We start from the raw sequence: 24,431 nt of genomic DNA, 5'->3' as shown, positions 1-24,431 counted from the left end.
TGGTTCTGCCATACGGCGAGCCTAGGACGGTGCCGCGTCCTACGCCGTGATCGACTCCGGCTCCGGCGCGTTCAGTGCGTCGGCCGCGCGCTCGCGGTCCAGGCTCCGGCGGAACGGGCCGTCGGCGGCGGCCAGCTCACGGTGCGTACCGCGCTGGACGACCCGGCCGTGGTCGAGGACGAGGATCTCGTCGACCTCCTCCAGACCGGTGAGGCGGTGGGTGATCAGCACGGTCGTCCGGCCCGTGGTCGCGGCCAGCAGATCGGCGGTCAGGGCGTCGGCGGTGGCCAGGTCGAGGTGTTCGGCCGGCTCGTCGAGCACCAGGACGGGGAAGTCGGCGAGCAGCGCGCGGGCCAGCGCCAGCCGCTGGCGCTGGCCGCCGGACAGGCGGGTGCCGTGCTCGCCGACCGGGAGGTCGAGGTCCAGGTCGAGCCGTGCGGCGGCGAGAGCCTTCCGCAGTTCCGCGTCGTCCGCGCCGGGGCGGGCCAGGCGCAGGTTCTCCCGGACCGTGCTGTCGAAGGCGTGCGCGTCCTGGGCGCACAGGCCGACCATGCGGCGCACCGCGTCGCCGTCGAGGGCCGTGGCATCGCTGCCCGCGAGGGTGTACGCGCCCTCCTCGACGTCCAGGAAGCGCAGCAGCACATGGGCGAGGGTCGTCTTGCCCGATCCGGAGGGACCGACGACGGCGATCCGGCGGCCGGGGCTCAGCTCCAGGCCGACGCCGTCCAGCGCGGGCCGGGGCTGCCCCGGATGGCGGGCGGTGAGTCCGCGCAGCACCAGGGGGTGGGGCCCGGCGGGCGCGGCCGCGGGGTGCGCGGGCTCCCGTACGGGCTCGGGGGTGTCGAGTACGTCGTACACGCGCCGCGCCGCCTGCCGGCTGCGCTGCCGGTACTGCGCCGCGAGCGGCAGGGCCGTCACCGCCTCGAAGGCGGCGAGCGGGGTGAGCACGACCACCGCGAGCGCGACCCCGGACAGGCCGCCGCCGGCCACCGCCCGCACGCCCGCCCAGGCGCAGACGGTGACGGTGAGTCCGCTGACCAGGGCGCCGAGCCCGGCCCCGAGCGCCGCGCCGGCCGCGGAGCGGGCCGCGATCCGGGTGAGCGCCCGGTCCGCCTCGGCCGCCTTGGCGCGGCGCCCGGGCAGGGCCCCGGCGACGGTCAGTTCGGCGGTACCGGTGAGCACCTCGACCACCTGGGCCGCGAGTTCGCCGCGGGCGGGGGCGAGAGCGCGTTCGGCGCGCCGGGCGAGCGCCGCGGAGGCGGCGGGCACGGCCACACCGGCGGTGAGCAGTCCCACCGCCAGGGCGGCTCCGGCACCGGGCAGCAGCCACACGGTGAACGCGGCCGCGGCGGTGCCGGAGAGTGCGGCGGCACCGGCCGGGAGCAGCCAGCGCAGGAAGTAGTCCTGCAGACCGTCCACGTCGGCGACGAGGCGGGAAAGCAGGTCCCCCCGCCGGGTGTCGCGCAGCGCGGCGGGCGCGAGCCGCTCCAGCCGCCCGTACACGGTGACCCTGAGGCCGGCGAGGGCGCGGAGGACGGCGTCGTGCGAGACCAGGCGCTCGGCGTAGCGGAAGACCGCCCGGCCGATGCCGAAGGCCCTGGTCGCGGTGACCGCGACCATCAGGTACAGGACCGGCGGCTGTTCCGAGGCCCTGGATATCAGCCAGGCCGAGGTCGCCATCAGGCCCACGGCACTCAGCAGGGCGAGGGCGCCGAGCAGCAGCGCGAGGGCGAACCGCGGCCGCAGCGGCGTGGCGATCCGGCGCACACGGGTCAGCGGCGCGGACCCCGTGGCCGACGCGGCGGACGAGGAGGACGAAGAGGACACGGCGGGGGCAGCACCGAGGGGTTCCGGGGCGGGCGTACCGGCCGCGGCCCGGGCCGGGGGCGCCGCTGCCGGCACGGCACGCGGCGGGCGGCCGTCGAGCCGCACCGTGCGGTCGGCCACGGCGAGCAGCGCGGGGCGGTGCACGACGAGCAGCACCGTGCGGCCGGCCGCGAGCCGCCGTACGGCGTCGACCACGGCCGCCTCGGTCTCGCCGTCCAGTGCCGCCGTCGGCTCGTCGAGCAGCAGCAGCGGCCGGTCGGCGAGGAACGCCCGGGCCAGCGCGACGCGTTGGCGCTGTCCGGCGGAGAGCCCGGCGCCGCCCTCCCCGAGGGCCGTCGCGGGGTCGAGGTCCGGGGCGCCGGCGTCCCGGAGCGCGGCGCGGACCTCGGCCGGGCTCGCGTCCGGCCGGGTCAGCCGTACGTTGTCGGCGATGGTCCCGGCGAACAGGTGCGGCCGCTGGGGCACCCAGGCGATCTGCCGGTGCCAGCCGGCCGGATCGTGGGCGGCGAGGTCGGCGCCGTCGGCCAGGACCCGTCCCGAGGTCGGTTCGGTGAAGCCGAGCAGTACGGAGAGCAGCGTGCTCTTGCCGATCCCGCTGGGGCCGGTGAGGGCGATCGTCTCACCGGGGGAGACCCGCAGGGAGACCGAACCGAGGCGGCCCTCGACGGCCACCTCGTCCAGTGCGACGACCGCGGTCCGCAGGTCGGGGGCCGGTGCCGTGCCGCGCCGGGGCGGCGCGGTCTCCAGGACGGCGAAGACCTCGTCGGCGGCGGCGAGCCCCTCTGCGGCCGCGTGGTACTGGGCTCCCACCTGGCGCAGCGGCAGGTACGCCTCGGGCGCCAGGACGAGGATGACCAGCCCGGTGTAGAGGTCGAGTTCACCGTGGACCAGCCGCATGCCGACGCCGACGGCGACCAGGGCGACGGAGATGGTGGAGAGCAGTTCCAGTGCGAAGGAGGAGAGGAAGGTGATGCGCAGCGTCCGCATCGTGGCGCGCCGGTGGTCGGCGGTGATGGCGCGGATGGACTCGGCCTGGGCCTTGGCCCGGCCGAAGACCTTGAGGGTGGGCAGGCCCGCGACGACGTCGAGGAAGTGGCCGGACAGCCGGGCGAGCAGCTGCCACTGACGGTCCATGCGGGTCTGGGTGGCCCAGCCGATCAGGACCATGAAGACGGGGATGAGGGGGAGGGTCAGGGCGATGGTGAGCGCCGAGATCCAGTCCTCGGTGACGATGCGGGCCAGGACGGCCGCGGGCACCACGACGGCCAGGCCCAGTTGGGGCAGGTAGCGGGCGAAGTAGCCGTCCAGGGCGTCGATGCCCCGGGTGGCGAGCGTGGTGAGCTCACCGGTCCGGCGCTCGGTGAGCCCCGCCGGGCCCAGGGCGGTGACCCGCTCCAGGAGCTGTGTGCGCAGCTGGGACTTGACTGCGGCGGAGGCGCGGTGGGCGCACAGCTCGGTGAGCCAGGAGACGGCCGCCCGGCCGGCCGCGACGCCGGCGAGCAGCAGCAGCGGTGTGCGCAGCGCCCCGGCGCCGAGACCGTCCTCGAAACCCCCGACGACGATCTCCGCGACGATCATCGCCTGCGCGATGACCAGGCCCGCGCCGACGAGGCCGAGCAGGACGGAGACGGCGAGGAACACACGGGTCGCGCGGGCGTACCGCAGCAGCCGCGGGTCGACGGGTTTCACGTGAAACAGCCCCTCGTGTCGCTCAGTGCGCTTCGGCGATGTGCTGGGTGCCGATCCGCTTGCGGAACACCCAATACGTCCAGCCCTGGTAGAGCACGACCAGGGGTGCCGCGATCCCCGCGCACCAGGTCATGATCTTCAGGGTGTAGGGGGTCGAGGACGCGTTCTCGACCGTCAGGCTCCACGCCGGGTCCAGCGACGAGGGCATGACGTCCGGGAAGAGCGTCAGGAAGAGCGTCGCCACGACGGCCACGACCGTGATCCCGGACAGGGCGAACGCCCAGCCCTCCCGTCCGCGCAGGTTCGCGCCGAGCGCCCCGAGCAGCGCCAGGACGGCGGCGATCGCGGTGGCCAGGCTCGCGGTGTCCCCGCCGTCGCCTCGCGTCCACACCAGGAACGCCGCCGCGAGCAGCGCGGTGACCGCACCGGCGCCGGTGGCGAAGCGGCGGGCCCGCGCGCGGATGTCACCGAGCGTCTTGAGCGCCGCGAAGACCGCCCCGTGGAAGGTGAAGAGGCTGAGCGTGACCAGGCCGCCGAGCAGGGCGTACGGACCGAGCAGGTCCCAGACCTGCCCGGTGTAGTCACCGGACCGGTCGATCGCCACGCCGTGCACGATGTCGGCGAAGACCACGCCCCACAGGAACGCGGGGATGAGGGAGGTCCAGAAGATGGCCCGTTCCCAGGTGGCCTGCCAGCGCTCGTCGGGGCGCTTGGCCCGGTACTCGAAGGCGACGACCCGGATGATCAGGCAGAGCAGGATCACCAGCAGCGGCAGGTAGAAGCCGGAGAAGAGGGTGGCGTACCACTCGGGGAAGGCGGCGAAGGTGGCGCCGGCGGCGGTGATCAGCCAGACCTCGTTGCCGTCCCAGACCGGGCCGATGGTGTTGATCAGCACCCGCCGCTCGGGGCGGTCGCGGGCGAGCAGCCGGGTGAGGACGCCGATGCCGAAGTCGAAGCCCTCGAGGAAGAAGTAGCCGGTCCACAGGACCGCGATGAGGACGAACCAGACGTCGTGGAGGTGCATGCCGTCTCTCCCTAGTACGAGAAGGCCATCGGGCGGTCGGCGTCGCCGCCGATCTTCGTGGGGGGATGGAGGTCGGCCTCGGTGAGCTCGGGCGGCCCGGCCTTGGCGTACTTGACCAGGAGCTTGACCTCGACGACCGCGAGGACGGCGTAGAGCGTGGTCAGGACGATCAGCGAGGTCAGCATCTCGGCGGTGGAGACACCGGGGGAGACCGCGTCCTCGGTGCGCAGCAGCCCGTACACGACCCACGGCTGACGGCCGTTCTCGGTGAAGATCCAGCCCCACGAGTTGGCGATCAGCGGGAAGCCCATGGTGAGCAGGCCGATCCGCCAGTACCAGCGGGACAGGGCCGGGGAGAGGGCGCTGTTCCTGGTGAGCATCAGGTGCGGTGGCTCGTCGTCGGCGGTGCGCCGGTCCTCGGCGAGCCAGAACCTGCGGCGGGTGAGCCACAGTCCCGCCAGGCCGACCGCGAAGGAGGTCATGCCGAAGCCGATCATCCAGCGGAAGCCCCAGTAGGCGACCGGGATGTTGGGGCGGTAGTCGCCGGGCCCGTACTTCTCCTGCTCGGCCTTGTTGACGTCGTTGATGCCGGGGACGTACGAGTCGAAGTCGTCGTGGGCGAGGAAGGACAGCAGGCCGGGGACCTCGACGGCCACGGTGTTGTGGCCCTTGTCGACGTCTCCGTAGGCGAAGATCGAGAAGGGGGCCGGGGACTCGCCGTCCCACAGGGCCTCGGCGGCGGCCATCTTCATCGGCTGCTGCTCGTACATGACCTTGCCCAGCCGGTCGCCGCTGATCGCGGTGAGCAGGCCGGCGACGACGGCGGTGACCAGGGCGAGGCGCAGCGAGGTCCGCATGACGGCGACGTGCTTGCGCCGGGCCAGGTGGTAGGCCGAGATGCCGATCATCAAGGCGGCGCCGGTCAGGAAGGCCGCCGTCAGCGTGTGGAAGACCACCACGAGGGTGGTGTTCTGGCTGAGCACCGCCCAGAAGTCGGTGAGCTCCGCGCGGCCGGTGACCTTGTTGTAGCGGTAGCCGACCGGGTGCTGCATCCAGGAGTTGGCGGCGAGGATGAAGTACGCGGAGAGGATCGTGCCCAGCGAGACCAGCCAGATGCAGGCCAGGTGGAGCTTCTGCGGGAGCTTGTCCCAGCCGAAGATCCACAGCCCGATGAAGGTCGACTCGAAGAAGAAGGCGATGAGCGACTCGAAGGCGAGCGGGGCGCCGAACACGTCGCCGACGAAGCGCGAGTAGTCCGACCAGTTCATGCCGAACTGGAACTCCTGGACCAGGCCGGTGGCCACGCCCATGGCGATGTTGATCAGGAAGAGCTTGCCCCAGAACTTGGTCGCCCGGAGGTACTTCTCCTTGCCCGTGCGCACCCAGGCCGTCTGCAGACCGGCGGTCAGGGCGGCCAGGGAGATCGTGAGGGGAACGAAGAGGTAGTGGTAGACGGTCGTGATGCCGAATTGCCATCGCGCGACGGCGACGGAGTCCAGTGCCAGGTCCACGTCACGCCTCCTAACTTGGCGAGCTTGTGAAAGTGAACGCATTCACAAGCTCAGTATGCCGCACACACTTTCGCCCCCTCACACCGGGGGGTGGAAGGGGGCGAAAGGGGGCGTGCTACGACGCCCCGTGGCACCCGGGACGCTGCGTGCGAACGGTCACAGCTCCTTGCGGAAGGCCTCCGCCGTACGGATCAGGACGTCGTTGGCGGCCTGCTCGCCGACCGTGATCCGCACGCCCTCCCCCGCGAACGGGCGGACGGTGACGCCGGCCCGCTCGCAGGCCGCGGCGAAGTCGGTCGTGCGCTCCCCCAGCCGCAGCCACACGAAGTTGGCGTGCGTCTCCGGCACCGTCCAGCCCTGCGCGGTCAGCCGGTCGAACACCCGGGTGCGCTCGGTGACCAGCGCGTCGACCCGCTCCAGCAGCGCGGCCTCCGCGCGCAGCGAGGCCACCGCCGCGTCCTGGGCGAGCTGGCTCACCCCGAAGGGGACGGCCGTCTTGCGCAGCGCCGCGGCGACCGGCTCGTGCGCGATCGCGAACCCCACGCGCAGCCCGGCGAGCCCGTACGCCTTGGAGAAGGTGCGCAGCACCGCCACGTTGGGACGGTCACGGTAGACCTCGACGCCGTCCGGGACCTCGGCGTCGCGGATGAACTCCCGGTACGCCTCGTCCAGCACGACCAGCACGTCCGGCGGGACGCGGTCCAGGAAACGCTCCAGCGCGTCCCGGCGCACCACCGTGCCGGTGGGGTTGTTGGGGTTGCAGACGAAGATCAGCCGCGTCCGGTCCGTGACCGCCGCGGCCATCGCGTCAAGGTCGTGCGTCTCGCCCGCGTCGAGCGGCACGCGCACCGAGGCCGCGCCGGTGATCTGCGTGATGATCGGATAGGCCTCGAAAGACCGCCAGGCGTAGACGACCTCGTCACCCGGGCCCGCGGTCGACTGCAGCAACTGCTGCGCGACGCCCACCGAACCGGTGCCCGTCGCGATGTGCTCCTCCGGCACGCCGAAGCGGTGCGCCAGCTCTGCGTGGAGCGCCGTGCACGCCATGTCCGGGTAGCGGTTGAAGTTCTCCGCGGCGGCGGTGGCCGCCTCCAGGACACCGGGCAGCGGCGCGTAGGGGTTCTCGTTGGAGGACAGCTTGTAAGCCGTCACTCCCTCTTCCACGGCCGGGGGTCTGCCCGGCTTGTACGTGGGGATGCCGTCCAGTTCGCGGCGCAGTTTGGGGCTCATGCCCCACACCATACGAGCGCCCGCCCGGCCGGGGGAGGGCTTGCGGCACACGGGCTCGCGGCAGGGGCTCACGGGGAAGGGGGCAGGTGGTGCGACGCACTGCGCGCCGGTGGCGCGCGCGGTGGCGCGCATCCCTCGTAGGGGTGAGTTGATGGCCGCGCGCTCCGCGCGGCGCGGGGCGGGCGGCACCCGGTAACGGGCCGGCAACCCGTGGTAGACACCCGCCACCACCTGGGCTTTCCCGGCCGCGCCCGGCGCCACGGGCGGGGAAACGTATCTGTCAACGGCTTCTCCGGCACCCCGCGAAAGGACGACCCGACCCCTACTATCACCACGCCATGACAGCAGCAGGGAAGCACCAGGCGAGCCGGCCCGTCGGACGCCGGCTGGGGCGGGCCGGCATCAGGGACGTGGCCGCCGCGGCCGGAGTCTCGATCACCACCGTCTCCGACGCGCTCAACGGCAAGGGCCGACTGCCCGACGCCACCCGCCGTCACGTCCGTGAGGTCGCCGACCGGCTGGGGTACCGCCCCTCCGCCGCCGCCCGCACGCTGCGCACCGGCAGGTCGGGGCTGATCGGCCTGACCGTGACGACGTACGGGGAAGAGCCCTTCACCTTCACCGAGTTCGCCTACTTCGCCGAGATGGCCCGGGCCGCCACCTCCGCCGCGCTCGCCCGCGGATACGCCCTGGTCATCCTGCCGGCCTCCTCCCGGCACGACGTGTGGAGCAACGTCGCGCTGGACGGCACGGTCGTGATCGACCCCTCCGACCACGACCCGATGGTGACCGAGCTGGTGCGGCAGGGCATCCCCGTGGTCAGCGACGGCCGCCCGACCGGCAGCCTGCCCGTCCAGGCCTGGGTCGACAACGACCACGAGGCCGCCGTGCTCGGCATCCTGGAGCACCTCGCCGAGGCCGGGGCCCGCAGGATCGGACTGCTCACCGGCACCAGCACCGACACCTACACCCGGCTGTCCACCTCCGCCTACCTGCACTGGTGCGAGCGGATCGGCCAGGAGCCCGTCGTCGAGGCCTACCCCGCCCACGACCCGTGCGCCGGCGCCGTCGCCGCGGACCGCCTGCTCGCCCGGCCCGACCGCCCCGACGCGGTCTACGGCCTCTTCGACCCCAACGGCACCGACCTGCTCGCCGCCGCCCGCCGCTACGGGCTGCGCGTACCCGAGGACCTCCTGCTGGTCTGCTGCAGCGAGAGCATGGTCTACGCGACGACCGAGCCGCCGATCACCACGCTCTCCCTCAAACCGGGCCGGATCGGCACCGCGGTCGTCCAGTTGCTCATCGACGCCATCGAGGGGGTGGACGCGGGCCGCCCGGTGCAGCAGGTCATGCCGACCGACCTGATCGTGCGCACGTCCTCCCAGCGGCGCCCGCCGCGCACCACCGTCAGCCCGCCCCGCGGGCCCGCGGGAAAATAGGAACGGGCGCTTCCGAGGCGAGAAGAGCCCGCCCCGGGCGGATTTGTCCGCGCGGGATGAAATCGCTATCAGCAGGTGTGTCACGCCACGACATCGTGATTCCTATGATGGGCGGATGGCGGCGCGACGGTGGAGGGGTCGATGACTCAGGGGGTAGGTCAGGGACCCATGCCCGGTACCTCGTACGGCTGGTCCCAGGACCTCGCGGAGGCGGTGGCGCACGGCGCGCCCATGACGCCGTCGGTGCACCCCGCCGACGCCGTCGGGGCTCCGCCCGGGCATCCGGCCGGGCACGAACAGACGATGATCGACGAGCACATGATGCCGCCGGAGTACACGCCCACACAGCGCGACCTCCCGGTGGTCACCGCGGCCGACACCCAGGCGCTCGGCCCGCTCTACGTCGTCGGCGACATCCACGGCTACGTGGACCGGCTGCACGAGGCCCTGTACGCGACCGGGCTGATCGACTCCGAGGGCCACTGGGCGGCTGGCAACGCCCGCCTGTGGTTCCTCGGCGACTTCACCGACCGCGGCCCCGACGGCATCGGCGTGATCGAGCTCGTCATGCAGCTGTCCGCGGAGGCCGCCGCGGCCGGCGGCTACGCCAGGGCCCTCATGGGCAACCACGAACTGCTGCTGCTCGGCGCCCACCGCTTCGGCGACACCCCGGTGAACTCCGCCGCGGGCACCGCCTCCTTCCTCGCCGCCTGGCGCCTCAACGGCGGCCAGACCAGCGACATGGAGCGGCTGCAGGACCACCACGTCGCCTGGATGTCCCGGCTGGACGCGGCCGCCCTCACCGACGGCCATCTGCTGCTGCACTCCGACACCACCGCGTACCTGGAGTACGGCACCACCATCGACGCGATGAACGACGCCGTCACCGGCATCCTGCAGCGCGGCGACGCCGACGAGTGCTGGGAGCTGTTCCGCAAGTTCACCCGGCGCTTCGCCTTCCGCGGCGAGTCCGGGCCGCAGGCCGCCCGCGAGCTGCTGGACACCTACGGCGGCCACCGCGTCGTGCACGGTCACAGCCCCATCCCGTACCTGCTCGGCGAGCCCGGCGCGGAACCCGGCACCGAGCAGCCGGACCGCTCCGCGGTCGTCGAGGGACCGCACGTGTACGCGGAGGACCTGGCGGTGGCCATGGACGGCGGGGTGACGATGGACGGCAAACTCCTGGTCGCACAGCTGCCGTTGTAGACCCCGAAACCCCCATTTTCCGGAAACACTCTGTCACCGCGTCACCTCCGCGCTCTACCATCGGGATATCCGTAGGCAGCTTCTCCTCCGCTTCCGCCCAGCCGGACCGGACCTTCGTCCTTCGTGAACCCCGGGAGGAACCGGAGACGGAGCATCGGGGGATGCACATGAACAGCGCTCCACACCTGCTGACCGAGGACCGCCCGGAATTCGAGCGCGCCCTCGACACGGCTCTGCACTCGGAGGGCACGCGGGCCGCCCTCGCCGAAGCGCGGAACCGCCTCAACGCCGAGCAGCTGCGCACCATGGCGCTCAACGCGGCCGAGCCCATCTCGGCCTGCGCCGCGCCCGAGTACGAGCAGTTCGTCAAGATCCGCGAGGCCTTCGCGGAACAGCGCCGGGAGGCACGCACCGCGACCGTGCCGGGCCTCGGCTACGCGGCCGCGGCGGCCCCGGTCGCCGCGGACGGCTCGGGGGCCGGGCTGTTCGCCGTCGTCGCCGTGCTCACACCGATCCTGGCGGGCACGGCCGCCGTCATCTTCCTCGTGCTCGGGTACGCCCTGCGCTTCGGGCACCCCGAACCGGCGATCGCCCAGCCGCTGCGGCAGGCCGGCTGGCTCTTCGCGGCCGTCGCCGTCTGCGGCATCGTCATCGGCATGGTCGGACTGCTGCTCACCGCGCTGCGCAACGGCTCGACCGCCCTCCACGACCCGCCCGGCGGCGAGCCCCGCGACGTCGCCCTCGCCCGCGAGCTGTGGCGCCGGGCCCTGGTGGAACGGGGACTGCAGCCCTTCCTCGACGACGCCCTCGCCAAGGCCGCCGGCGCGGCCCCCACCGCACCGGCCGCCCCCTCCGCGACCACCGGCGGCAACCCCCGCATGCCGCGGCTCGGTTACTCCCGCCCCGACTTCTCCAGCCCCGGCCACGAGTCCTCCCCCGAACCAGGGGACCGCTTCACCAGCCCCGACTTCACCAGCCCGGACTTCTCCAGCCCCGACTTCGGCGGCCCCGACCACAGACCGGACTGACCCGGCGGACGCGGGACGTTGTCGTACCCCGGTGCCACAGTGCGGGCATGGACACCGACCGTTTCTGGCAGCTGATCGACTCCGCGCGCTCCACGGCGGCGGCCGCCGGCGAGCCCTTCGACGAGGCGCTGGTGCGCCTGCTGACGGAACGGCCGCGTCAGGAGATCCTGGAGTACGCGGAACGCTTCGACGAACTGCACGACGCCCTGTACCGCTGGGACGTCTGGGCCGCCGCCTACCTCATAGGCGGCGGTTGCTCCGACGACTCCTTCATCGACTTCCGCGCCGGGGTGATCGCCCAGGGCCGCGACTGGTACGACCGCGTGGCGGCCGCGCCGGACAGCCTGGCCGGTCACCCCACCGTGGTCGCGGCCGCGCGGGACGGCAACGACGGCGCCCTCTTCGACGAGGACGTGAACTACGTGGCCGCCCAGGCATTCGAGCGGCTCACCGGCGACCGGGACTCCTTCTACACCGCCTGGGCCGCGCACCGCCCCGCCGGCGCCGAGGCCCAGGCGGGACCGGACATGGGCGAGGACTTCGACTTCGACGACGACACGGAGATGCAGCGCCGCCTGCCTCGCCTGGCCGGTCTGTACCTGGGCCCCGACGGCGCCTGGGGGCGGCCCGTGTAGCGGATCCCGCGGCGGCCCGCCGGTGCGGGCCGCCGCGGGATCACGGGTCAGTCGGCGATCGGGAGGTAGACGCGGTTGCCCGAGGCGGCGAACTCGCGGGACTTCTCCGCCATGCCGGCCTCGATCTCCTCGGGTGTGCCGCCGTGCCGGCGGCGGATGTCCTGGGAGATCTTCATCGAACAGAACTTCGGCCCGCACATGGAGCAGAAGTGCGCGGTCTTGGCCGGCTCCGCCGGGAGCGTCTCGTCGTGGAACGCCCGTGCCGTGTCCGGGTCGAGGGCCAGGTTGAACTGGTCCTCCCAGCGGAACTCGAAGCGTGCGTCGGAGAGCGCGTCGTCCCATTCCTGGGCGCCGGGGTGGCCCTTGGCCAGGTCGGCGGCATGGGCGGCGATCTTGTAGGTGATGACGCCGGTCTTGACGTCGTCGCGGTCGGGCAGACCCAGGTGCTCCTTGGGGGTGACGTAGCAGAGCATGGCCGTGCCCCACCAGGCGATCATCGCGGCACCGATGCCGGAGGTGATGTGGTCGTAGGCGGGCGCGATGTCGGTGGTGAGGGGGCCGAGGGTGTAGAACGGCGCCTCCTCGCAGATCTCCTGCTGGAGGTCGATGTTCTCCTTGATCTTGTGCATGGGGACGTGTCCCGGACCCTCGATCATGGTCTGCACGCCGTGCCGCTTGGCGACGGTGTTGAGTTCGCCGAGCGTGCGCAGCTCCGCGAACTGGGCCTCGTCGTTGGCGTCCGCGATGGAGCCGGGACGCAGGCCGTCGCCCAGGGAGTAGGTGACGTCGTAGGCGGCGAGGATCTCGCAGAGCTCCTCGAAGTTCTCGTAGAGGAAGCTCTCCTTGTGGTGCGCGAGGCACCAGGCGGCCATGATCGACCCGCCGCGCGAGACGATGCCGGTCTTGCGGCGCGCGGTCAGCGGGACGTACCGCAGCAGCACGCCGGCGTGCACCGTCATGTAGTCGACGCCCTGTTCGGCCTGCTCGATGACGGTGTCCTTGTAGATCTCCCAGGTCAGCTCCTCGGCCTTGCCGTCGACCTTCTCCAGGGCCTGGTAGAGGGGGACGGTGCCGATGGGGACGGGGGAGTTGCGCAGCACCCACTCGCGTGTGGTGTGGATGTTGCGCCCGGTGGACAGGTCCATGACCGTGTCGGCGCCCCAGCGGGTGGCCCAGGTCATCTTGTCGACCTCCTCCTCGATGGAGGAGGTGACCGCCGAGTTGCCGATGTTGGCGTTGACCTTCACCAGGAACCGCTTGCCGATGATCATCGGCTCGATCTCCGGGTGGTTGACGTTCGCCGGCAGGACGGCGCGTCCCGCCGCGATCTCCTCGCGCACGACCTCGGGGGAGACGTTCTCGCGGATCGCGACGTACTCCATCTCCGGGGTGGTCTCCCCCCGCCGCGCGTACGCCAGTTGGGTCACCGGCTGTCCGGGCCGGCCGCGCCGGGGGAGGCGGGGGCGTCCGGGGAAGACGGCGTCCAGGTTGCGCAGGCCGCCGCGCGGTGCGGTGTGTTTGAGGCCGTCGTCCTCGGGGCGGACGGGGCGGCCGGGGTACTCCTCGGTGTCGCCGCGGGCGACGATCCAGTTCTCGCGCAGCGGCGCAAGGCCGCGGCGGACGTCGGTGGTCACGTTCGGGTCGGTGTACGGGCCGGACGTGTCGTACAGCGTCACGTCCCGGCCGTTGGTCAGGTGCACCCGGCGGACGGGGACCTCGATGTCCGGGCGGGACCCGGTCACGTAGCCCTTGTGCCAGCCGATTTCGCGCGCGTGTGCATCCTGCATGGTCATGAGACCCACTCCCTACGCCGGCATTACCCGGTAACAGGTTCAGCGGTCGGCGCAGCTGGTGGCCCTTCGGCCGGTCAGCGCCCTCTCAGCCCGGTGCTCCGAGCTCCCGCGTTTGCAAAGGTGCCTCAACGCTAGCGGGTCCTCGCTGACGCACACCAGAGGGTGTTGCGATGATCGGGCCGTGGACTCCACTCACCCGCACTCGCAAGCCCATGGTCACGGACACGGACACGGGCACGGCCCGGTGCCGCCGGTCTCCCGGCACCTGCGCAAGGTCATCGCCGCCGTCCTGATCCCCTTCGTCGCCGCCGTGGTGGCCGGCCTGGTGGTGCTGTGGCCGGGCGGCGTGCCGAAGCACGAGCGCAGCGGCGTCGGCTTCGACCAGCAGACGCAGTCCGGGCGGGTGGTGAAGGTCGAGGAGGTCAAGTGCTCGGACGTCAACGCCGAACCGGGCACCGGAGCCGCGCCCTCCCCCGGCCCGACGTCGGCGCCGTCGGGTCCGGCGATCTGCGAGCGCGCGACCATCGAGGTCGCGTCGGGCAAGGACGCGGGCCGCACCTTCACCGAGATCGTGCAGCCGACCCAGACCCGGCACTACACGAAGGGCCAGAAGGTGCTGCTGGCGTACGCGCCGCAGGCGCCGCGCGAACTGCAGTACTCGGTGACCGACGTCGACCGGGCCTTCCCCCTGTGGCTGCTGGCCGGGATCTTCGCCGCGGTGGTGGTCGTGGTCGGGCGGCTGCGCGGGGTGCTGGCGCTGATCGCGCTGGTCATCAGCTTCGCGGTGCTGACGCTGTTCATCCTCCCGGCGATCCTGCACGGCAGCAATCCGCTGCTGGTGGCGGTGATCGGCGGCAGCGCCATCATGCTGATCGCGCTCTACATGTGCCACGGCCTCAACGCCCGTACCTCGGTCGCGGTGCTGGGCACCCTGTGCTCGCTGCTGCTGATCGGCGTCCTGGGCTCGGTCTTCATCGACTGGGCGCTGCTGAGCGGCAACACCTCCGACGAGACCGGGCTGATCCACTCCCTCTACCCGGGCATCGAGATCCGCGGCCTGCTGCTGGCGGGCATCATCATCGGTTCGCTGGGCGTCCTGGACGACGTGACGGTCACCCAGACCTCGGCGGTGTGGGAGCTGCGCGAGGCGGACCCGGGGACGAGCCGGCGGCGGCTGTACTCGGCGGCCATGCGGATCGGGCGGGACCACATCGCCTCGGTCGTCAACACCCTGGTGCTCGCCTACGCGGGCGCGGCGCTGCCGCTGCTGCTGCTCTTCTCCATCGCGGAGCGCGGGGTGCTGGCGGTGGCGGGCAGCGAACTGGTCGCCGAGGAGATCGTGCGGACCCTGGTGGGCAGCATCGGGCTGGTGGTGGCGGTGCCGCTCACGACCGCGCTGGCCGTCCTGGTGGTGTCGGCGGACCGCGGCAGCGGCGACACTGTTCTCGCGGGCACCGGTCGGGGGCACCGGCGCCGCGCCAAGTGAGCCGGGAGGGAACGTGGTCGGACTGCAGGGCCGGGTGACCGGAACGGTCGGGCCGGGGCTGGTCGGCGAGGTGATCGTGCACGTCCGGGGCGGTGCCGAGGCGTTCCTGGCGTACCCGGCGACGGCCGGCGAGCGCATCGAGAAGGGCACGGTCGTGGTGGTCGTGGAGCACCTGCCGCCGCGCACCGTGTACGTGGCGCCGGCGTACGGCTGAGCGGAGCGGTCCGCTCCGCGTCAAGAAAGCGACAAGGATCCGTCAGGACCTACCGCACCGTCATCCACAGGCGGACACTCCCGTACGCGGCCCCGATCGGGGCCATCCGTAAGGGGGCGTATGCCGATGCTGATCGGCGTTGCGGCGGGCGGGGCGCTCGTCGCGATCATCATTCTGGTCGGCCTGTTCAAACTGATGTGGCGGGTCGCCGAGCCCAACGAGGCACTGGTCATCTCCGGCTCCAAGCACCGCACGGACGGTGTGGGGGAGGGGATGGGGTTCCGCATCGTCACGGGACGGGGGACCCTGGTCATGCCCGGGGTCCAGGCGGTGCGCAGGCTCTCGCTCGACCTCAACGAGGCCGAGCTGAACGTGGACTGCGTCACCCAGCAGGGCATCCCGCTGAAGGTGCACGGCGTGGTCATCTTCAAGGTCGGCGACGACATGGTGTCGATCGCCAACGCCGCACGGCGTTTCCTGGACCAGCAGAAGTTCATGCCCGAGCGGGTGCACAACGTCTTCGCCGGTCATCTGCGCTCCATCGTCGGCGGGCTGACGGTGGAGCAGATGATCCGGGACCGGGAGCGGCTGACCGCCGAGACCCGTGCCGCCTCGGGCTCGGAGATGGAGAAGCTCGGCCTGATCATCGACTCGCTGCAGATCCACGAGATCGTCGACCCGACCGGCTACATCAACAACCTGGCCGCGCCGCACGCCGCGGCCGTCCAGCGGGACGCCCGCATCGCGCAGGCGGAGGCGGACCGGCTGGCCACCGAGGCCGAGCAGCAGGCCGCGGCCCGCATGGCCGAGGCGACCCGGGACAGCCAGATCCTGCAGGCGGGTTACATGGCCGAGCGGGACAAGGCCACCGCGTCCTCCCGGCAGGCGGGCCCGCTCGCGGAGGCGGCGGCCCGGCAGGAGGTCGTCGTCCAGGAGACCCGGGTCGCCGAGCTGGAGGCGCAGCGGCGCGAGCAGCAGTTGCAGGCGGACGTCCGCAAGCCGGCCGACGCCTCCGCGTACGAGAAGCGGACGCTGGCCGAGGCCGAGCGCGACGCGCGCATCTCGGCGGCCGAGGCGAAGGCCCGGGAGACCGAACTGGCCGCCGCCGCCGAGGCGAACCGCGTCAAGACGGCCGCGGCGGCGCAGGCGGAGCAGACCAGGGTCAGCGGTGAGGCGAATGCCGCGGCCACCCGGGCCACGGGTGAGGCCGAGGCCGCCGCGACGCAGGCGCGGGGTCTGGCGGAGGCCGAGGCCGCGAAGGCCAGGGGCCTGGCCGAGGCGGAGTCGATCAAGGCGCGGGCCGCCGCCCTGGCGGAGAACCAGGAGGCCGTCGTCGCCCAGCAGTTGGCGGAGAACTGGCCGGAGATCGTCCGGGCGGGCGCCGAGGCCTTCGGCAACGTGGACCACATGGTGCTGCTCAACGGCGCCGACGGGATGTCGGAGATGTTCGCCAAGGCGCTGACCATGGGCGGCACCGGTCTGGGCCTGGCCCGTCAGCTGCTCGCCCAGATGAACGGCGCGACCGGCGCCGGCGGCGACGCCCCACCGAACGGTGCGGCGCCGCGGATCCCCGAGCGCGTCCGGCTCCAGGACTGAGCGGCGCACGTCCCGTGGGGCCCGGCGACCGGGCCCCACGGGGTCACCACTTGTCGCGGGAGTCGGACGAGGACGAGGTGAACTTCTTGACCACGTACACCAGGCCGCCGACCAGCGCCACGAAGACCAGCACCTTGAACAGCAGCCAGAACAGGAACCCGATCGCGCTGGCGATCATGCCGCCGAAGACCACGATCGCGATCACCGGCACCGCGACCCACTTGACCCACCAGGGCAGGCCCTCGAAGAGCTTCACCGTTTCCTCCTCCTTGTCGTCCTTCCGCTCCCAGGCTAGGGCCGCGGCGGTCCCCTGCGGAGGCCTCGCGGTCCCCATCCGTCCCTGACCCGCCCCCTACGGGAACCGGGGGCGAAGGCCCTCAGGCCTCGGGGGGCGAGAAGACGACCAGGACCTTCAGGTCCTCGGTGACGTGGTGGAAGCGGTGCGGCGCCCCGGCCGGGACGTAGACCACGCTGCCGCGCGCGACATGTGTCGTCTCCTCCCCCACGGTGATCAGCGCCCGGCCGCTCACGACCAGGTAGATCTCGTCCTGTGCGTGCGGTTTCTGCGGGTCGAGTTCCCCGGCCCGCAGGGCGTAGAGCCCGGCGGACATGTTCCGCTCGCGCAGGAAACTGAGGTACGCGCCCTCGTTGGCGGCCCGCTCGGCCTCCAGATCGTCCAGCCGGAACACCTTCACTTGGCCGCTCCCTCAGCTCTGTGCCTGTGCGATCACTTCTGCGACGATCTCAGCCATGATGAACTTCGTCGTCAAGACGCTCGCGAACGCCGGGGCCCTGCTGGTGGCCATCTGGCTCGTGGGCAACATCACGCTCACCGGTGACGACACCGGGCACAAGGCCCTCACCCTCATCCTCGTCGCCCTGGTCTTCGGCGTGGTGAACTGGCTGGTGAAGCCGCTGGTGAAGCTGCTGTCGCTGCCCCTGCTCGTGCTCACCCTCGGGTTGTTCACGCTGATCGTGAACGCCCTGATGCTGCTGCTGACCTCCTGGATCTCCGGCAAGCTCGACCTCGACTTCCACGTCGAGGGCTTCTGGGCGGCGTTCCTCGGCGGCCTGATCATCAGCATCGTCTCCTGGGCCCTGAACATGGTCCTCCCGGACGAGGACTGACCCGGGGGCTGCATCATGGAGCCCATGAGCGCTCCGTCCTCCCGCACACCGCTGCGGGTGTGCTTCGTCTGCACCGGCAACATCTGCCGTTCGCCGATGGCCGAGTCCGTCTTCCGCGCCCGGATCGAGGAGGCCGGGCTCGGCGCCCTGGTCGTCGCCGACAGCGCGGGAACGGGCTCCTGGCACGAGGGCGACGGCGCCGACCACCGCACCGTGGCCGTGCTCCGCGCGGGCGGCTACGGGTACGAGCACATCGCGCGCCAGTTCCAGCCCGAGTGGTTCGCCGGGCTCGACCTGGTGATCGCTCTCGACTCGGGCCACCTGCGGGACCTGCGCCGGCTGGCGCCCACCCCGCAGGCCGCCGCCAAGGTGCGGCTGCTGCGCTCCTACGACCCCGCCGCGGACGCCGGAGCGGACGGCCGCGGCCTGGACGTGCCCGACCCCTACTACGGGGACCTGAGCGGCTTCGAGGAGTGCCTGGAGATGTGCGAGGCCGCCGCCGACGGCCTGCTGGACGCCGTACGCGACGCCCTCGGCCGCGAGCCCGCGCCCGCGCCGTGACCGCCGCGGCCCGGCTCGCCGACCGGGTCGCCGCCCTGCTGGGCGAGCCGGTGACCGAGGCCGGCCCGGTGGGCGGCGGATCCATCTGCCGGGCCGTACGGCTGCTGCGCCGATCAGGCGGCACGGTCTTCGCCAAGGACCTCCCGGACGCGCCGCCGGGCTTCTTCGCCGCCGAGGCCGCGGGCCTGCGGCTGCTGGGCGGCACCGGGACGGTCGCCGTTCCGGAGGTGCTGGCCGCCGACGACCGCACGCTCGTCCTGGAGTGGGTCGAGCCCGGTCCGGCCACCCCCGCCGCGGCCGAGCGCCTCGGCCGCGAACTCGCCGCGCTCCACCGGGTCCCCGCCCCGGGGTACGGGACGGCGCACCCGGCCTTCATCGGTTCGCTCCCCCTGCCGCCGCCCGGCACCGGGCAGCACACGTCCGGCTGTCCCGCAAACTGGCCCGCCTTCCACGCCGGACGGCGGCTGCTGCCCTTCCTGCGGCAGGCCGCCGACAGCGGCGCCATGGCACCGGAGGACGTCCGCGCGGTCGAGCGGGTCTGCGAGCTGCTGCCGCGGATCGGCGGCCCCGCCCAGCCGCCCGCGGTGATCCACGGCGACCTGTGGTCCGGCAACGTCCTGTTCGCCGCCGACGGCCGCCCCCGTGTCGTCGACCCGGCGGCACAGGGCGGGCACCCCGAGGCCGACCTGGCGATGCTGGAGCTGTTCGGCTGCCCGCATCTGGAACGGGTGCTCGCCGCGTACGAGGAGGTCCGGCCGCTGCCCGGCCGCCGGGAGCGGGTTCCCCTCCACCAGTTGCACCCCCTGCTGGTGCACGCCGTCCTGTTCGGGGCGGGTTACGGGGCCGCCGCTGGTCGCGCCGCCCGCGAGGCTCTGGCGTCCGCCTAGCGGACGGCCGTGTTCGTTGGCCCGTACACCGGTATCTTCCGCCTGTACGTTCGCGAAGACGGGGAGAGGCGAGGAGAGGGCGATGACGGAGTACGAGAGCAGGCCCGGGGACAGCACCCGCAGCGTGCACGCGGGCCGCCCGCCGGCCCGGGCCCACGAGCCGGCGCTGCCCGGACCCGTGTTCGCCGCGCACTTCCACCTGCCGGGCGACGTCACCGGCCCGTACACCTACGGCCGCGACGAGAACCCCACCTGGACCCGGCTGGAGGAGGCGATCTCCGCGCTGGAGTCGCCCGGCACCCCTGCCGAGACGCTGGCCTTCTCCTCCGGCATGGGCGCCATCTCCTCCGTGCTGTTCTCCCAGGTGCGTTCCGGCGACACCGTGGTGCTGCCCTCCGACTGCTACCAGGCCACCCGCTCCCTCCAGGGCCGCCTCGAGGACTACGGGGTCTCGGTGCGCCTGGCGCCCACCGCGGGCGACGCCCAGATCGAGGCGCTGGAGGGCGCACGGCTGCTGTGGATCGAGACGCCGTCCAACCCCGGCCTGGACGTGTGCGACATCCGCCGGCTCGCCGACGCCGCGCACACCGCGGGCGCGCTCGTCGCGGTCGACAACACCCTCGCCACCCCCCTCGGCCAGCGTCCGCTGGACCTGGGCGCGGACTTCTCGGTGGCGAGCGGCACCAAGGCGCTGTCCGGCCACGGCGACCTGCTGCTGGGCTATGTGACCACCCGTCGGCCCGAACTCGCCGCCGGGGTGCGGATGTGGCGCAAGACCGTCGGGGCGATCCCCGGCCCCATGGAGGCCTGGCTGGCGCACCGTTCGCTGTCCACGCTCGCGCTGCGGGTGGACCGGCAGGCCGCCAACGCCCTGGAGCTGGCCGCCGCGCTGCTCCAGCGGCCCGAGGTGACCGACGTGCGTCACCCCGGCCTCGCGGACGACCCGGCGCACTCCGTCGCGACCGCGCAGATGACCCGGTTCGGCAGCGTGGTGTCCTTCACGCTCCCCGACAAGGAGCACGCCGAGCGCTTCCTGTCCGAGCTGCTGCTGACGACCGAGGCCACCAGCTTCGGGAGCGTGACCAGCACCGCGGAGCGCAGGGCGCGCTGGGGCGGCGACGCGGTCCCCGAGGGCTTCATCCGCTTCTCGGTCGGGGTGGAGGACGCCGCCGACATCGTGCGGGACGTGACGCAGGCCCTGGACGCCGCCGCGCGCTGACCCCACACGTTCATCTGGAACAGATATATCTACGTAGACGGCCCTACGCAGAATGGGTGGCCCGAGCCTCCCCCCTCGTGGCTCGGACCACCCTGGCTTTACGCGCGGAGATCCGCCCGAACAAGGCTAGTTGACTCTGCGTCAGTGTCCAATCACGGTTTCGATACAGACCTATCGATATATTTATATGTTGCGGTAGTACCGGTGGGTGGGAGGGACGGCTCCATGGATCTGGCGCTGCTGCGCACGTTCGTCACCGTGCACCGGGCCGGTTCCTTCACCAGGGCCGCCCAGCTGCTGGGACTGTCCCAGCCGGCCGTCACCAGCCAGATTCGCAGCCTGGAACGGCAGGTCGGCCGCCCCCTGTTCCTGCGCCTGCCGCGCGGTGTCGCCCCGACCCCCGTCGGCGACGACCTGGCCCACCGGGTGGCCCCGCACCTCGACGCCCTCCTGGAGATAACCGAGACGGACCTCGACGAGGAGTCCGGCAACCGCACCCTGCACCTCGCCGGTCCGCCCACCTTCACCTCCCTGCGCGCCCTCCCCGCCCTCGCCCCGCTGGTCGCCGAGGGCCTGCAGCTGCGCATCGCGCTGGCCGGGGAGGACGAGGCCCTGGCCGGCCTCGCCGCGGGCCACCACGACCTGTCCATCGGCACCGTCAGGCCGCGCGACCGGCTGCTGACCGCCACCGCCCTGTGGGACGAGGAGCAGATACTCGTGGCCGCCCCCGCCTGGCAGGAGCGGATCGGCGGCCCGCTCGCGGTGCGCGCCCACGGCGCACGGGTCCTCGACGACATCCCCGTGATCTCCTACGACGAGGGCATGCCGCTGATCGACCACTACTGGTCGGCGGTCTTCGACGCCACCCCCGCCATCGTCCCCGCCGTGGTCGTGCCCGACCTGAGGGCCGTCCTGGAGTGCGTGGTCGCCGGGGTCGGCATGGCCGTCCTGCCCCGCTATCTGTGCTGTGAGGCGATCACGGCAGGTGCCGCCAAAGCGCTGCTGGAGCCGCCGGTGCCGCCTCTGCGCACGTACTTCGTCTCGGTGCGCGCCGGGACACTCGCGCTGCCGCACATCGCGCGGGTGCACGAGCAGCTGATGCGCTCCTCCGCCGCCTGGTGACCGCGCGCCCGGCGTACGGCGGGTGACCTCCGCGAGAACGGGACCTTCCGATTCGCCGTCCCGGAGGCGTTTGCCGCCTCCCGCGCCGCGGCAGATCTCAGGCATGCCCCCGGACATCGAAGGACCTGCCACACCCGGTGCACCGACCGCCCCGGCCACCCGGCCTGTGGTCAAGCGCACCGCCCGTGCCATCCTGCTCGACGGCGACTCCCTCGTGCTCATCAAGCGCACCAAGCCCGGGCTCAACCCGTACTGGGTCACCCCCGGCGGCGGCGTCGAGGCCGAGGACGGCACCATCGTCGAGGCGCTCCACAGAGAGCTGGACGAGGAGCTCGGCGCCAAGGTCACCGATGTCGTCCCGGCCTTCGTCGACACCGTCGAGCACATCGGCGAGGACGGCTCGCACGGGGTGAAGGTGCAGCACTTCTTCGTGTGCCGGCTGGCCTCCATGGACCCCTCACGGCGGCACGGCCCGGAGGTGGACGAGCCCTCGGGCACCTACGACGTGGTCCGTGTGCCCTTCAGCCGGGTCGGACTCGCCTCCGTGGAGATCGTGCCGCTCACCCTGCGGCACTACCTCGACGGCAACATCGAAGGGGTGCTGGGACTGCTCTCGGCCGACCTGGGCTGACCCGGTCCTGCACCGGTGCCGACCCGGGGCTGCCCCGGGTCGGCCCGAGGCGCCCTCAGGCACCGAACCAGCCCGGACGGGCGCCTCCGGCCCGCCCCGTGCGCGCCTGCGCGGCGTCGGCGGCCGCCCCGAAGTAGTCCCCGCCCTTGCGCCGCGCGTCGTCGGTCCCCCAGGCCCGGCCGCCCTGCAGGGGCACCCTCGCCATCCGCGGGATGTGCTTCGAGCAGTGGACGTACGCCTCCTCGACGGTCACCCGCACCCACAACTGCGGCCTGCGGCCGGGCACCGCGTCCACCGGGAGCGAGGGGTACAGGGCGCGCATCGCGCCGTCGGGGACGGTCCGCGCGCGGCCGTTGACGTGCAGCCCGATCCGGTCCCGGGTGAAGTCGATCATCAGGATGCCCACGTGCGGGTTCTCGCGTATGTTGCCGAGCGAGGCCGTCACACCGTTCCCCCGGTACTCGGGGTAGACCAGGGTGCGCTCGTCCAGGACGGTCAGGAAGCCGGGCGGGCCCGCTCTGAAGGTGCTGTCGCACTCCCCCCGGGCGTCCGCCGTGGACAGGAAGAACATCTCCTGCCGCTCGGTGAACTCGCGCATCCGCGGGTTGAGGTGGTCCAGCACCTGCTCGGCGTAGAAGCGGTCCGCGCGGTCGGCCGTGCCCATCTCCTCCTGGACGCGGTGCTCTCCCGCACTGCCGGGACGTTCCTGCGGCAACGTTTCTCCTCGTTGGGGGGTGGGGGCGTGGGGGCCGGGTCATGGACCTGCCGCGACCAGTTCCTCGATCAGGTCGTGCCGGATGCGCTGGGAGGGCATGCCGCCGCGTACGAGGGTGTCGACGCCGCTGCGGATCATGCCGGGCGGCCCGCTGAGGTACGCGTCGTACTCGGGCCAGGGGCCGTACTGCTGCACGATCTCGGGGAGCGGTCCGTGCAGCCCTCCTTCGCCGCGGCCGTGGGAGACCACGGGGCGCACCGAGAGCCAGGGGTGGCTCCGCGCGAGCCCCAGCAGGGTGTCCAGGTCGTACAGGTCGTGGTCGCTGCGGGCACCGTAGAAGACGTCCATGGCCCGGCGGCGGCCGTGCTGGGCGACGTCCTCGACCAGGGCCTTGATGGGGGCGATGCCGGTGCCGCCGCCCAGGCAGAGCAGCCCGTTGTCGGCGCTGTGGTCCACGACCATGGACCCGCCCGGGGGGCCGAGGCGCAGGACGTCGCCGGGCCGGGCGCGATGGACCAGCGCCCCGCTGACCCAGCCGGCCGGGACGGCCTTCACATGGAAGACCAGCAGGCCGTCCGAGCGGGGCGCGCTGGCGAAGGAGTAGTGCCGCCAGACCCGGGGCCACCAGGGCGTCTCCAGGGTCGTGTACTGGCCGGCGAGGAAGGGGTAGGGCTGGTCGGGGCGGACGCTGACCACCGCGATGTCGGACGTGCGCGGTTCGTGGCTGACGACCTCGGCCTGCCACCAGGGCGGCGCGTGCTTCTCGTCGGCCGCCGCCGCGTCGATCATGATCTGCGAGATCGCCGTGTAGGCGCGCACCCAGGCGCCCTCGACCTCGTCGTTCCAGACCGCCGAGGCGTACCGGGTCAGGGCCCCGATCAGACATTCCCCCACGGCCGGATAGTGCTCGGGGCGCGTGCCGTATTTGCGGTGGCCGCGGCCCAGGTGGGACAGGTATTCGGTGAGTATCTCGGCGTCGTCTATGTGTTCCGCGGCGGTGAGGAGCGCTTTCAGCAATCGATCGCGCTGCGCGTCCATCGCGGCGGGAAAGAGTTCGCGCAACTCCGGATGCCGTATGAACAAAAGTGCATAGAAATACGACGTCGTCTTGTCGGCGACGGGCGCGACCTCTTCCATCGTCCGCCGGATGAGCTGCGCGTCCGCGCTCGGCTGCCGGGACCGCGGCCGGACCCCCGCCCGCGGCGGGGGCTGCTGGGCCGGCGGCTCCGGATGGTGCCGCGCCCCGGCGGCGTCCTGCGCGGGGCCGGGCCGCGGCAGCGCGGGCCCCGGGTCGCCGTTCCGCCCGGCTCCCGTGCCCACCGGCCGTATCGGCCGTACGGGGCGGCTCGGCGCGGCCGCGCCGTCGCCCTCGCGGTGGGGTCTCGGCCCGTCAGGGGGTGTGTGCGGCTCGAACCATCCGGAGGAGCCGGCCCCGGCTCCCTTGCCCGGTTCGGCCGCGTTCGTGATCAGAGCGTCCATGGTCAGCTTCG

22 protein-coding genes are annotated in these 24,431 nt (G+C 72.7%); 13 read left to right on the top strand and 9 right to left on the bottom strand.

What is annotated here, in order from left to right:
• Positions 1-39 precede the first annotated feature (39 nt).
• The 4 genes from cydD to hisC all read right to left on the bottom strand — a co-directional run bounded on the left by cydD (position 40) and on the right by hisC (position 7,281).
• Positions 40-3,516 carry a thiol reductant ABC exporter subunit CydD gene (cydD, locus tag PV342_RS11460; protein ID WP_500316846.1) on the bottom strand — a complete coding sequence of 1,159 codons (3,477 nt, stop codon included), beginning with the start codon at positions 3,514-3,516 and terminating at the stop codon, positions 40-42.
• A 22-nt stretch (positions 3,517-3,538) separates the two neighbouring features.
• Complete coding sequence (cydB, locus tag PV342_RS11455; RefSeq protein WP_400799625.1) at positions 3,539-4,540, bottom strand: cytochrome d ubiquinol oxidase subunit II; 1,002 nt, start codon at positions 4,538-4,540, stop codon at positions 3,539-3,541.
• A gap of 11 nt (positions 4,541-4,551) precedes the next feature.
• Positions 4,552-6,051: a cytochrome ubiquinol oxidase subunit I gene (locus tag PV342_RS11450; RefSeq protein WP_400799628.1), complete on the bottom strand. Its 1,500-nt coding sequence runs from the start codon at positions 6,049-6,051 to the stop codon at positions 4,552-4,554.
• 156 nt (positions 6,052-6,207) lie between these two features.
• Positions 6,208-7,281 (bottom strand): histidinol-phosphate transaminase, encoded by a 1,074-nt coding sequence (gene hisC / locus PV342_RS11445; protein WP_386989942.1) that lies wholly within the window; start codon positions 7,279-7,281, stop codon positions 6,208-6,210.
• 338 nt (positions 7,282-7,619) lie between these two features.
• On the opposite strand from hisC, the gene PV342_RS11440 reads away from it, so the two are divergent.
• The 4 genes from PV342_RS11440 to PV342_RS11425 all read left to right on the top strand — a co-directional run bounded on the left by PV342_RS11440 (position 7,620) and on the right by PV342_RS11425 (position 11,589).
• A complete protein-coding gene (locus PV342_RS11440; RefSeq protein ID WP_400799632.1) occupies positions 7,620-8,720 on the top strand; it encodes a LacI family DNA-binding transcriptional regulator in 1,101 nt (366 codons plus the stop codon).
• Between the two features lie 168 nt (positions 8,721-8,888).
• Entirely contained in the window at positions 8,889-9,926 is a 1,038-nt protein-coding gene (locus PV342_RS11435; protein ID WP_400799635.1) for a metallophosphoesterase, read from the top strand.
• Positions 9,927-10,087: 161 nt separating this feature from the next.
• Entirely contained in the window at positions 10,088-10,954 is an 867-nt protein-coding gene (locus PV342_RS11430) for a hypothetical protein (RefSeq protein ID WP_400799638.1), read from the top strand.
• 47 nt (positions 10,955-11,001) lie between these two features.
• A complete protein-coding gene (locus PV342_RS11425) occupies positions 11,002-11,589 on the top strand; it encodes a DUF4240 domain-containing protein (protein ID WP_500316842.1) in 588 nt (195 codons plus the stop codon).
• Between the two features lie 47 nt (positions 11,590-11,636).
• Here the strand turns inward: PV342_RS11425 and thiC are convergent, their stop codons facing one another.
• Positions 11,637-13,382 carry a phosphomethylpyrimidine synthase ThiC gene (gene thiC / locus PV342_RS11420; RefSeq protein ID WP_361002539.1) on the bottom strand — a complete coding sequence of 582 codons (1,746 nt, stop codon included), beginning with the start codon at positions 13,380-13,382 and terminating at the stop codon, positions 11,637-11,639.
• 181 nt (positions 13,383-13,563) lie between these two features.
• Between thiC and PV342_RS11415 the strand changes: the two genes are divergently transcribed.
• The 3 genes from PV342_RS11415 to PV342_RS11405 all read left to right on the top strand — a co-directional run bounded on the left by PV342_RS11415 (position 13,564) and on the right by PV342_RS11405 (position 16,678).
• Positions 13,564-14,868, top strand: coding sequence for a YibE/F family protein (locus tag PV342_RS11415; RefSeq protein WP_500316840.1), 1,305 nt, complete (start codon positions 13,564-13,566; stop codon positions 14,866-14,868).
• 13 nt (positions 14,869-14,881) lie between these two features.
• Positions 14,882-15,082 (top strand): NfeD C-terminal domain-containing protein, encoded by a 201-nt coding sequence (locus tag PV342_RS11410; RefSeq protein WP_018558188.1) that lies wholly within the window; start codon positions 14,882-14,884, stop codon positions 15,080-15,082.
• A gap of 120 nt (positions 15,083-15,202) precedes the next feature.
• Positions 15,203-16,678, top strand: coding sequence for a flotillin family protein (locus tag PV342_RS11405; protein WP_500316838.1), 1,476 nt, complete (start codon positions 15,203-15,205; stop codon positions 16,676-16,678).
• A 43-nt stretch (positions 16,679-16,721) separates the two neighbouring features.
• On the opposite strand, the gene PV342_RS11400 is transcribed toward PV342_RS11405, so the two are convergent.
• Together PV342_RS11400 and PV342_RS11395 are read right to left on the bottom strand one after the other, a co-directional pair.
• Positions 16,722-16,934 (bottom strand): DUF5326 family protein, encoded by a 213-nt coding sequence (locus PV342_RS11400; RefSeq protein ID WP_018558186.1) that lies wholly within the window; start codon positions 16,932-16,934, stop codon positions 16,722-16,724.
• Positions 16,935-17,055: 121 nt separating this feature from the next.
• Positions 17,056-17,373: a cupin domain-containing protein gene (locus PV342_RS11395; protein ID WP_018558185.1), complete on the bottom strand. Its 318-nt coding sequence runs from the start codon at positions 17,371-17,373 to the stop codon at positions 17,056-17,058.
• 55 nt (positions 17,374-17,428) lie between these two features.
• Here PV342_RS11395 and PV342_RS11390 point away from each other — a divergent pair, with 55 nt between their 5' ends.
• From PV342_RS11390 to PV342_RS11365, 6 genes are all read left to right on the top strand, one after another.
• Positions 17,429-17,806, top strand: coding sequence for a phage holin family protein (locus PV342_RS11390; RefSeq protein WP_018558184.1), 378 nt, complete (start codon positions 17,429-17,431; stop codon positions 17,804-17,806).
• A gap of 24 nt (positions 17,807-17,830) precedes the next feature.
• The gene (locus PV342_RS11385; protein ID WP_500316835.1) at positions 17,831-18,367 is read left to right on the top strand and encodes a low molecular weight protein-tyrosine-phosphatase; all 537 of its coding nucleotides are present in this window, start codon (positions 17,831-17,833) and stop codon (positions 18,365-18,367) included.
• Positions 18,364-19,254 carry a fructosamine kinase family protein gene (locus PV342_RS11380; protein WP_500316833.1) on the top strand — a complete coding sequence of 297 codons (891 nt, stop codon included), beginning with the start codon at positions 18,364-18,366 and terminating at the stop codon, positions 19,252-19,254. The genes PV342_RS11385 and PV342_RS11380 overlap by 4 nt, the downstream gene beginning before the upstream one ends.
• An 82-nt stretch (positions 19,255-19,336) precedes the next feature.
• Positions 19,337-20,473 carry a cystathionine gamma-lyase gene (locus tag PV342_RS11375; protein WP_391576845.1) on the top strand — a complete coding sequence of 379 codons (1,137 nt, stop codon included), beginning with the start codon at positions 19,337-19,339 and terminating at the stop codon, positions 20,471-20,473.
• A gap of 225 nt (positions 20,474-20,698) precedes the next feature.
• Positions 20,699-21,595: a LysR family transcriptional regulator gene (locus PV342_RS11370; protein WP_361002559.1), complete on the top strand. Its 897-nt coding sequence runs from the start codon at positions 20,699-20,701 to the stop codon at positions 21,593-21,595.
• A 103-nt stretch (positions 21,596-21,698) separates the two neighbouring features.
• Complete coding sequence (locus PV342_RS11365; RefSeq protein WP_400799660.1) at positions 21,699-22,226, top strand: NUDIX domain-containing protein; 528 nt, start codon at positions 21,699-21,701, stop codon at positions 22,224-22,226.
• Between the two features lie 55 nt (positions 22,227-22,281).
• Here PV342_RS11365 and PV342_RS11360 read toward each other — a convergent pair whose 3' ends face one another.
• Both PV342_RS11360 and PV342_RS11355 read right to left on the bottom strand, forming a co-directional pair.
• Positions 22,282-22,941: a pyridoxamine 5'-phosphate oxidase family protein gene (locus PV342_RS11360; protein WP_400799663.1), complete on the bottom strand. Its 660-nt coding sequence runs from the start codon at positions 22,939-22,941 to the stop codon at positions 22,282-22,284.
• A gap of 39 nt (positions 22,942-22,980) precedes the next feature.
• Complete coding sequence (locus tag PV342_RS11355) at positions 22,981-24,420, bottom strand: globin domain-containing protein (RefSeq protein ID WP_400799666.1); 1,440 nt, start codon at positions 24,418-24,420, stop codon at positions 22,981-22,983.
• Positions 24,421-24,431: the final 11 nt, after the last annotated feature.

The sequence above is a fragment of the Streptomyces sp. PA03-3a genome, assembly GCF_033792735.1.
Taxonomy (GTDB): Bacteria; Actinomycetota; Actinomycetes; order Streptomycetales; family Streptomycetaceae; genus Actinacidiphila.
Note: the sequence above shows the minus strand (reverse complement) of the source record. Positions and strands in the feature narration are given on the sequence as shown.

What these genes read in the sequence shown, in the direction of transcription:
- cydB (WP_400799625.1), bottom strand. Translation starts at nt 4,540, where the DNA reads ATGCACCTCCACGACGTCTGGTTCGTCCTCATCGCGGTCCTGTGGACC.
- hisC (WP_386989942.1), bottom strand. Translation starts at nt 7,281, where the DNA reads ATGAGCCCCAAACTGCGCCGCGAACTGGACGGCATCCCCACGTACAAG.
- PV342_RS11440 (WP_400799632.1), top strand. Translation starts at nt 7,620, where the DNA reads ATGACAGCAGCAGGGAAGCACCAGGCGAGCCGGCCCGTCGGACGCCGG.
- PV342_RS11435 (WP_400799635.1), top strand. Translation starts at nt 8,889, where the DNA reads ATGCCCGGTACCTCGTACGGCTGGTCCCAGGACCTCGCGGAGGCGGTG.
- PV342_RS11430 (WP_400799638.1), top strand. Translation starts at nt 10,088, where the DNA reads ATGCACATGAACAGCGCTCCACACCTGCTGACCGAGGACCGCCCGGAA.
- PV342_RS11425 (WP_500316842.1), top strand. Translation starts at nt 11,002, where the DNA reads ATGGACACCGACCGTTTCTGGCAGCTGATCGACTCCGCGCGCTCCACG.
- thiC (WP_361002539.1), bottom strand. Translation starts at nt 13,382, where the DNA reads ATGACCATGCAGGATGCACACGCGCGCGAAATCGGCTGGCACAAGGGC.
- PV342_RS11405 (WP_500316838.1), top strand. Translation starts at nt 15,203, where the DNA reads ATGCCGATGCTGATCGGCGTTGCGGCGGGCGGGGCGCTCGTCGCGATC.
- PV342_RS11390 (WP_018558184.1), top strand. Translation starts at nt 17,429, where the DNA reads ATGATGAACTTCGTCGTCAAGACGCTCGCGAACGCCGGGGCCCTGCTG.
- PV342_RS11385 (WP_500316835.1), top strand. Translation starts at nt 17,831, where the DNA reads ATGAGCGCTCCGTCCTCCCGCACACCGCTGCGGGTGTGCTTCGTCTGC.
- PV342_RS11375 (WP_391576845.1), top strand. Translation starts at nt 19,337, where the DNA reads ATGACGGAGTACGAGAGCAGGCCCGGGGACAGCACCCGCAGCGTGCAC.
- PV342_RS11370 (WP_361002559.1), top strand. Translation starts at nt 20,699, where the DNA reads ATGGATCTGGCGCTGCTGCGCACGTTCGTCACCGTGCACCGGGCCGGT.
- PV342_RS11365 (WP_400799660.1), top strand. Translation starts at nt 21,699, where the DNA reads ATGCCCCCGGACATCGAAGGACCTGCCACACCCGGTGCACCGACCGCC.
- PV342_RS11355 (WP_400799666.1), bottom strand. Translation starts at nt 24,420, where the DNA reads ATGGACGCTCTGATCACGAACGCGGCCGAACCGGGCAAGGGAGCCGGG.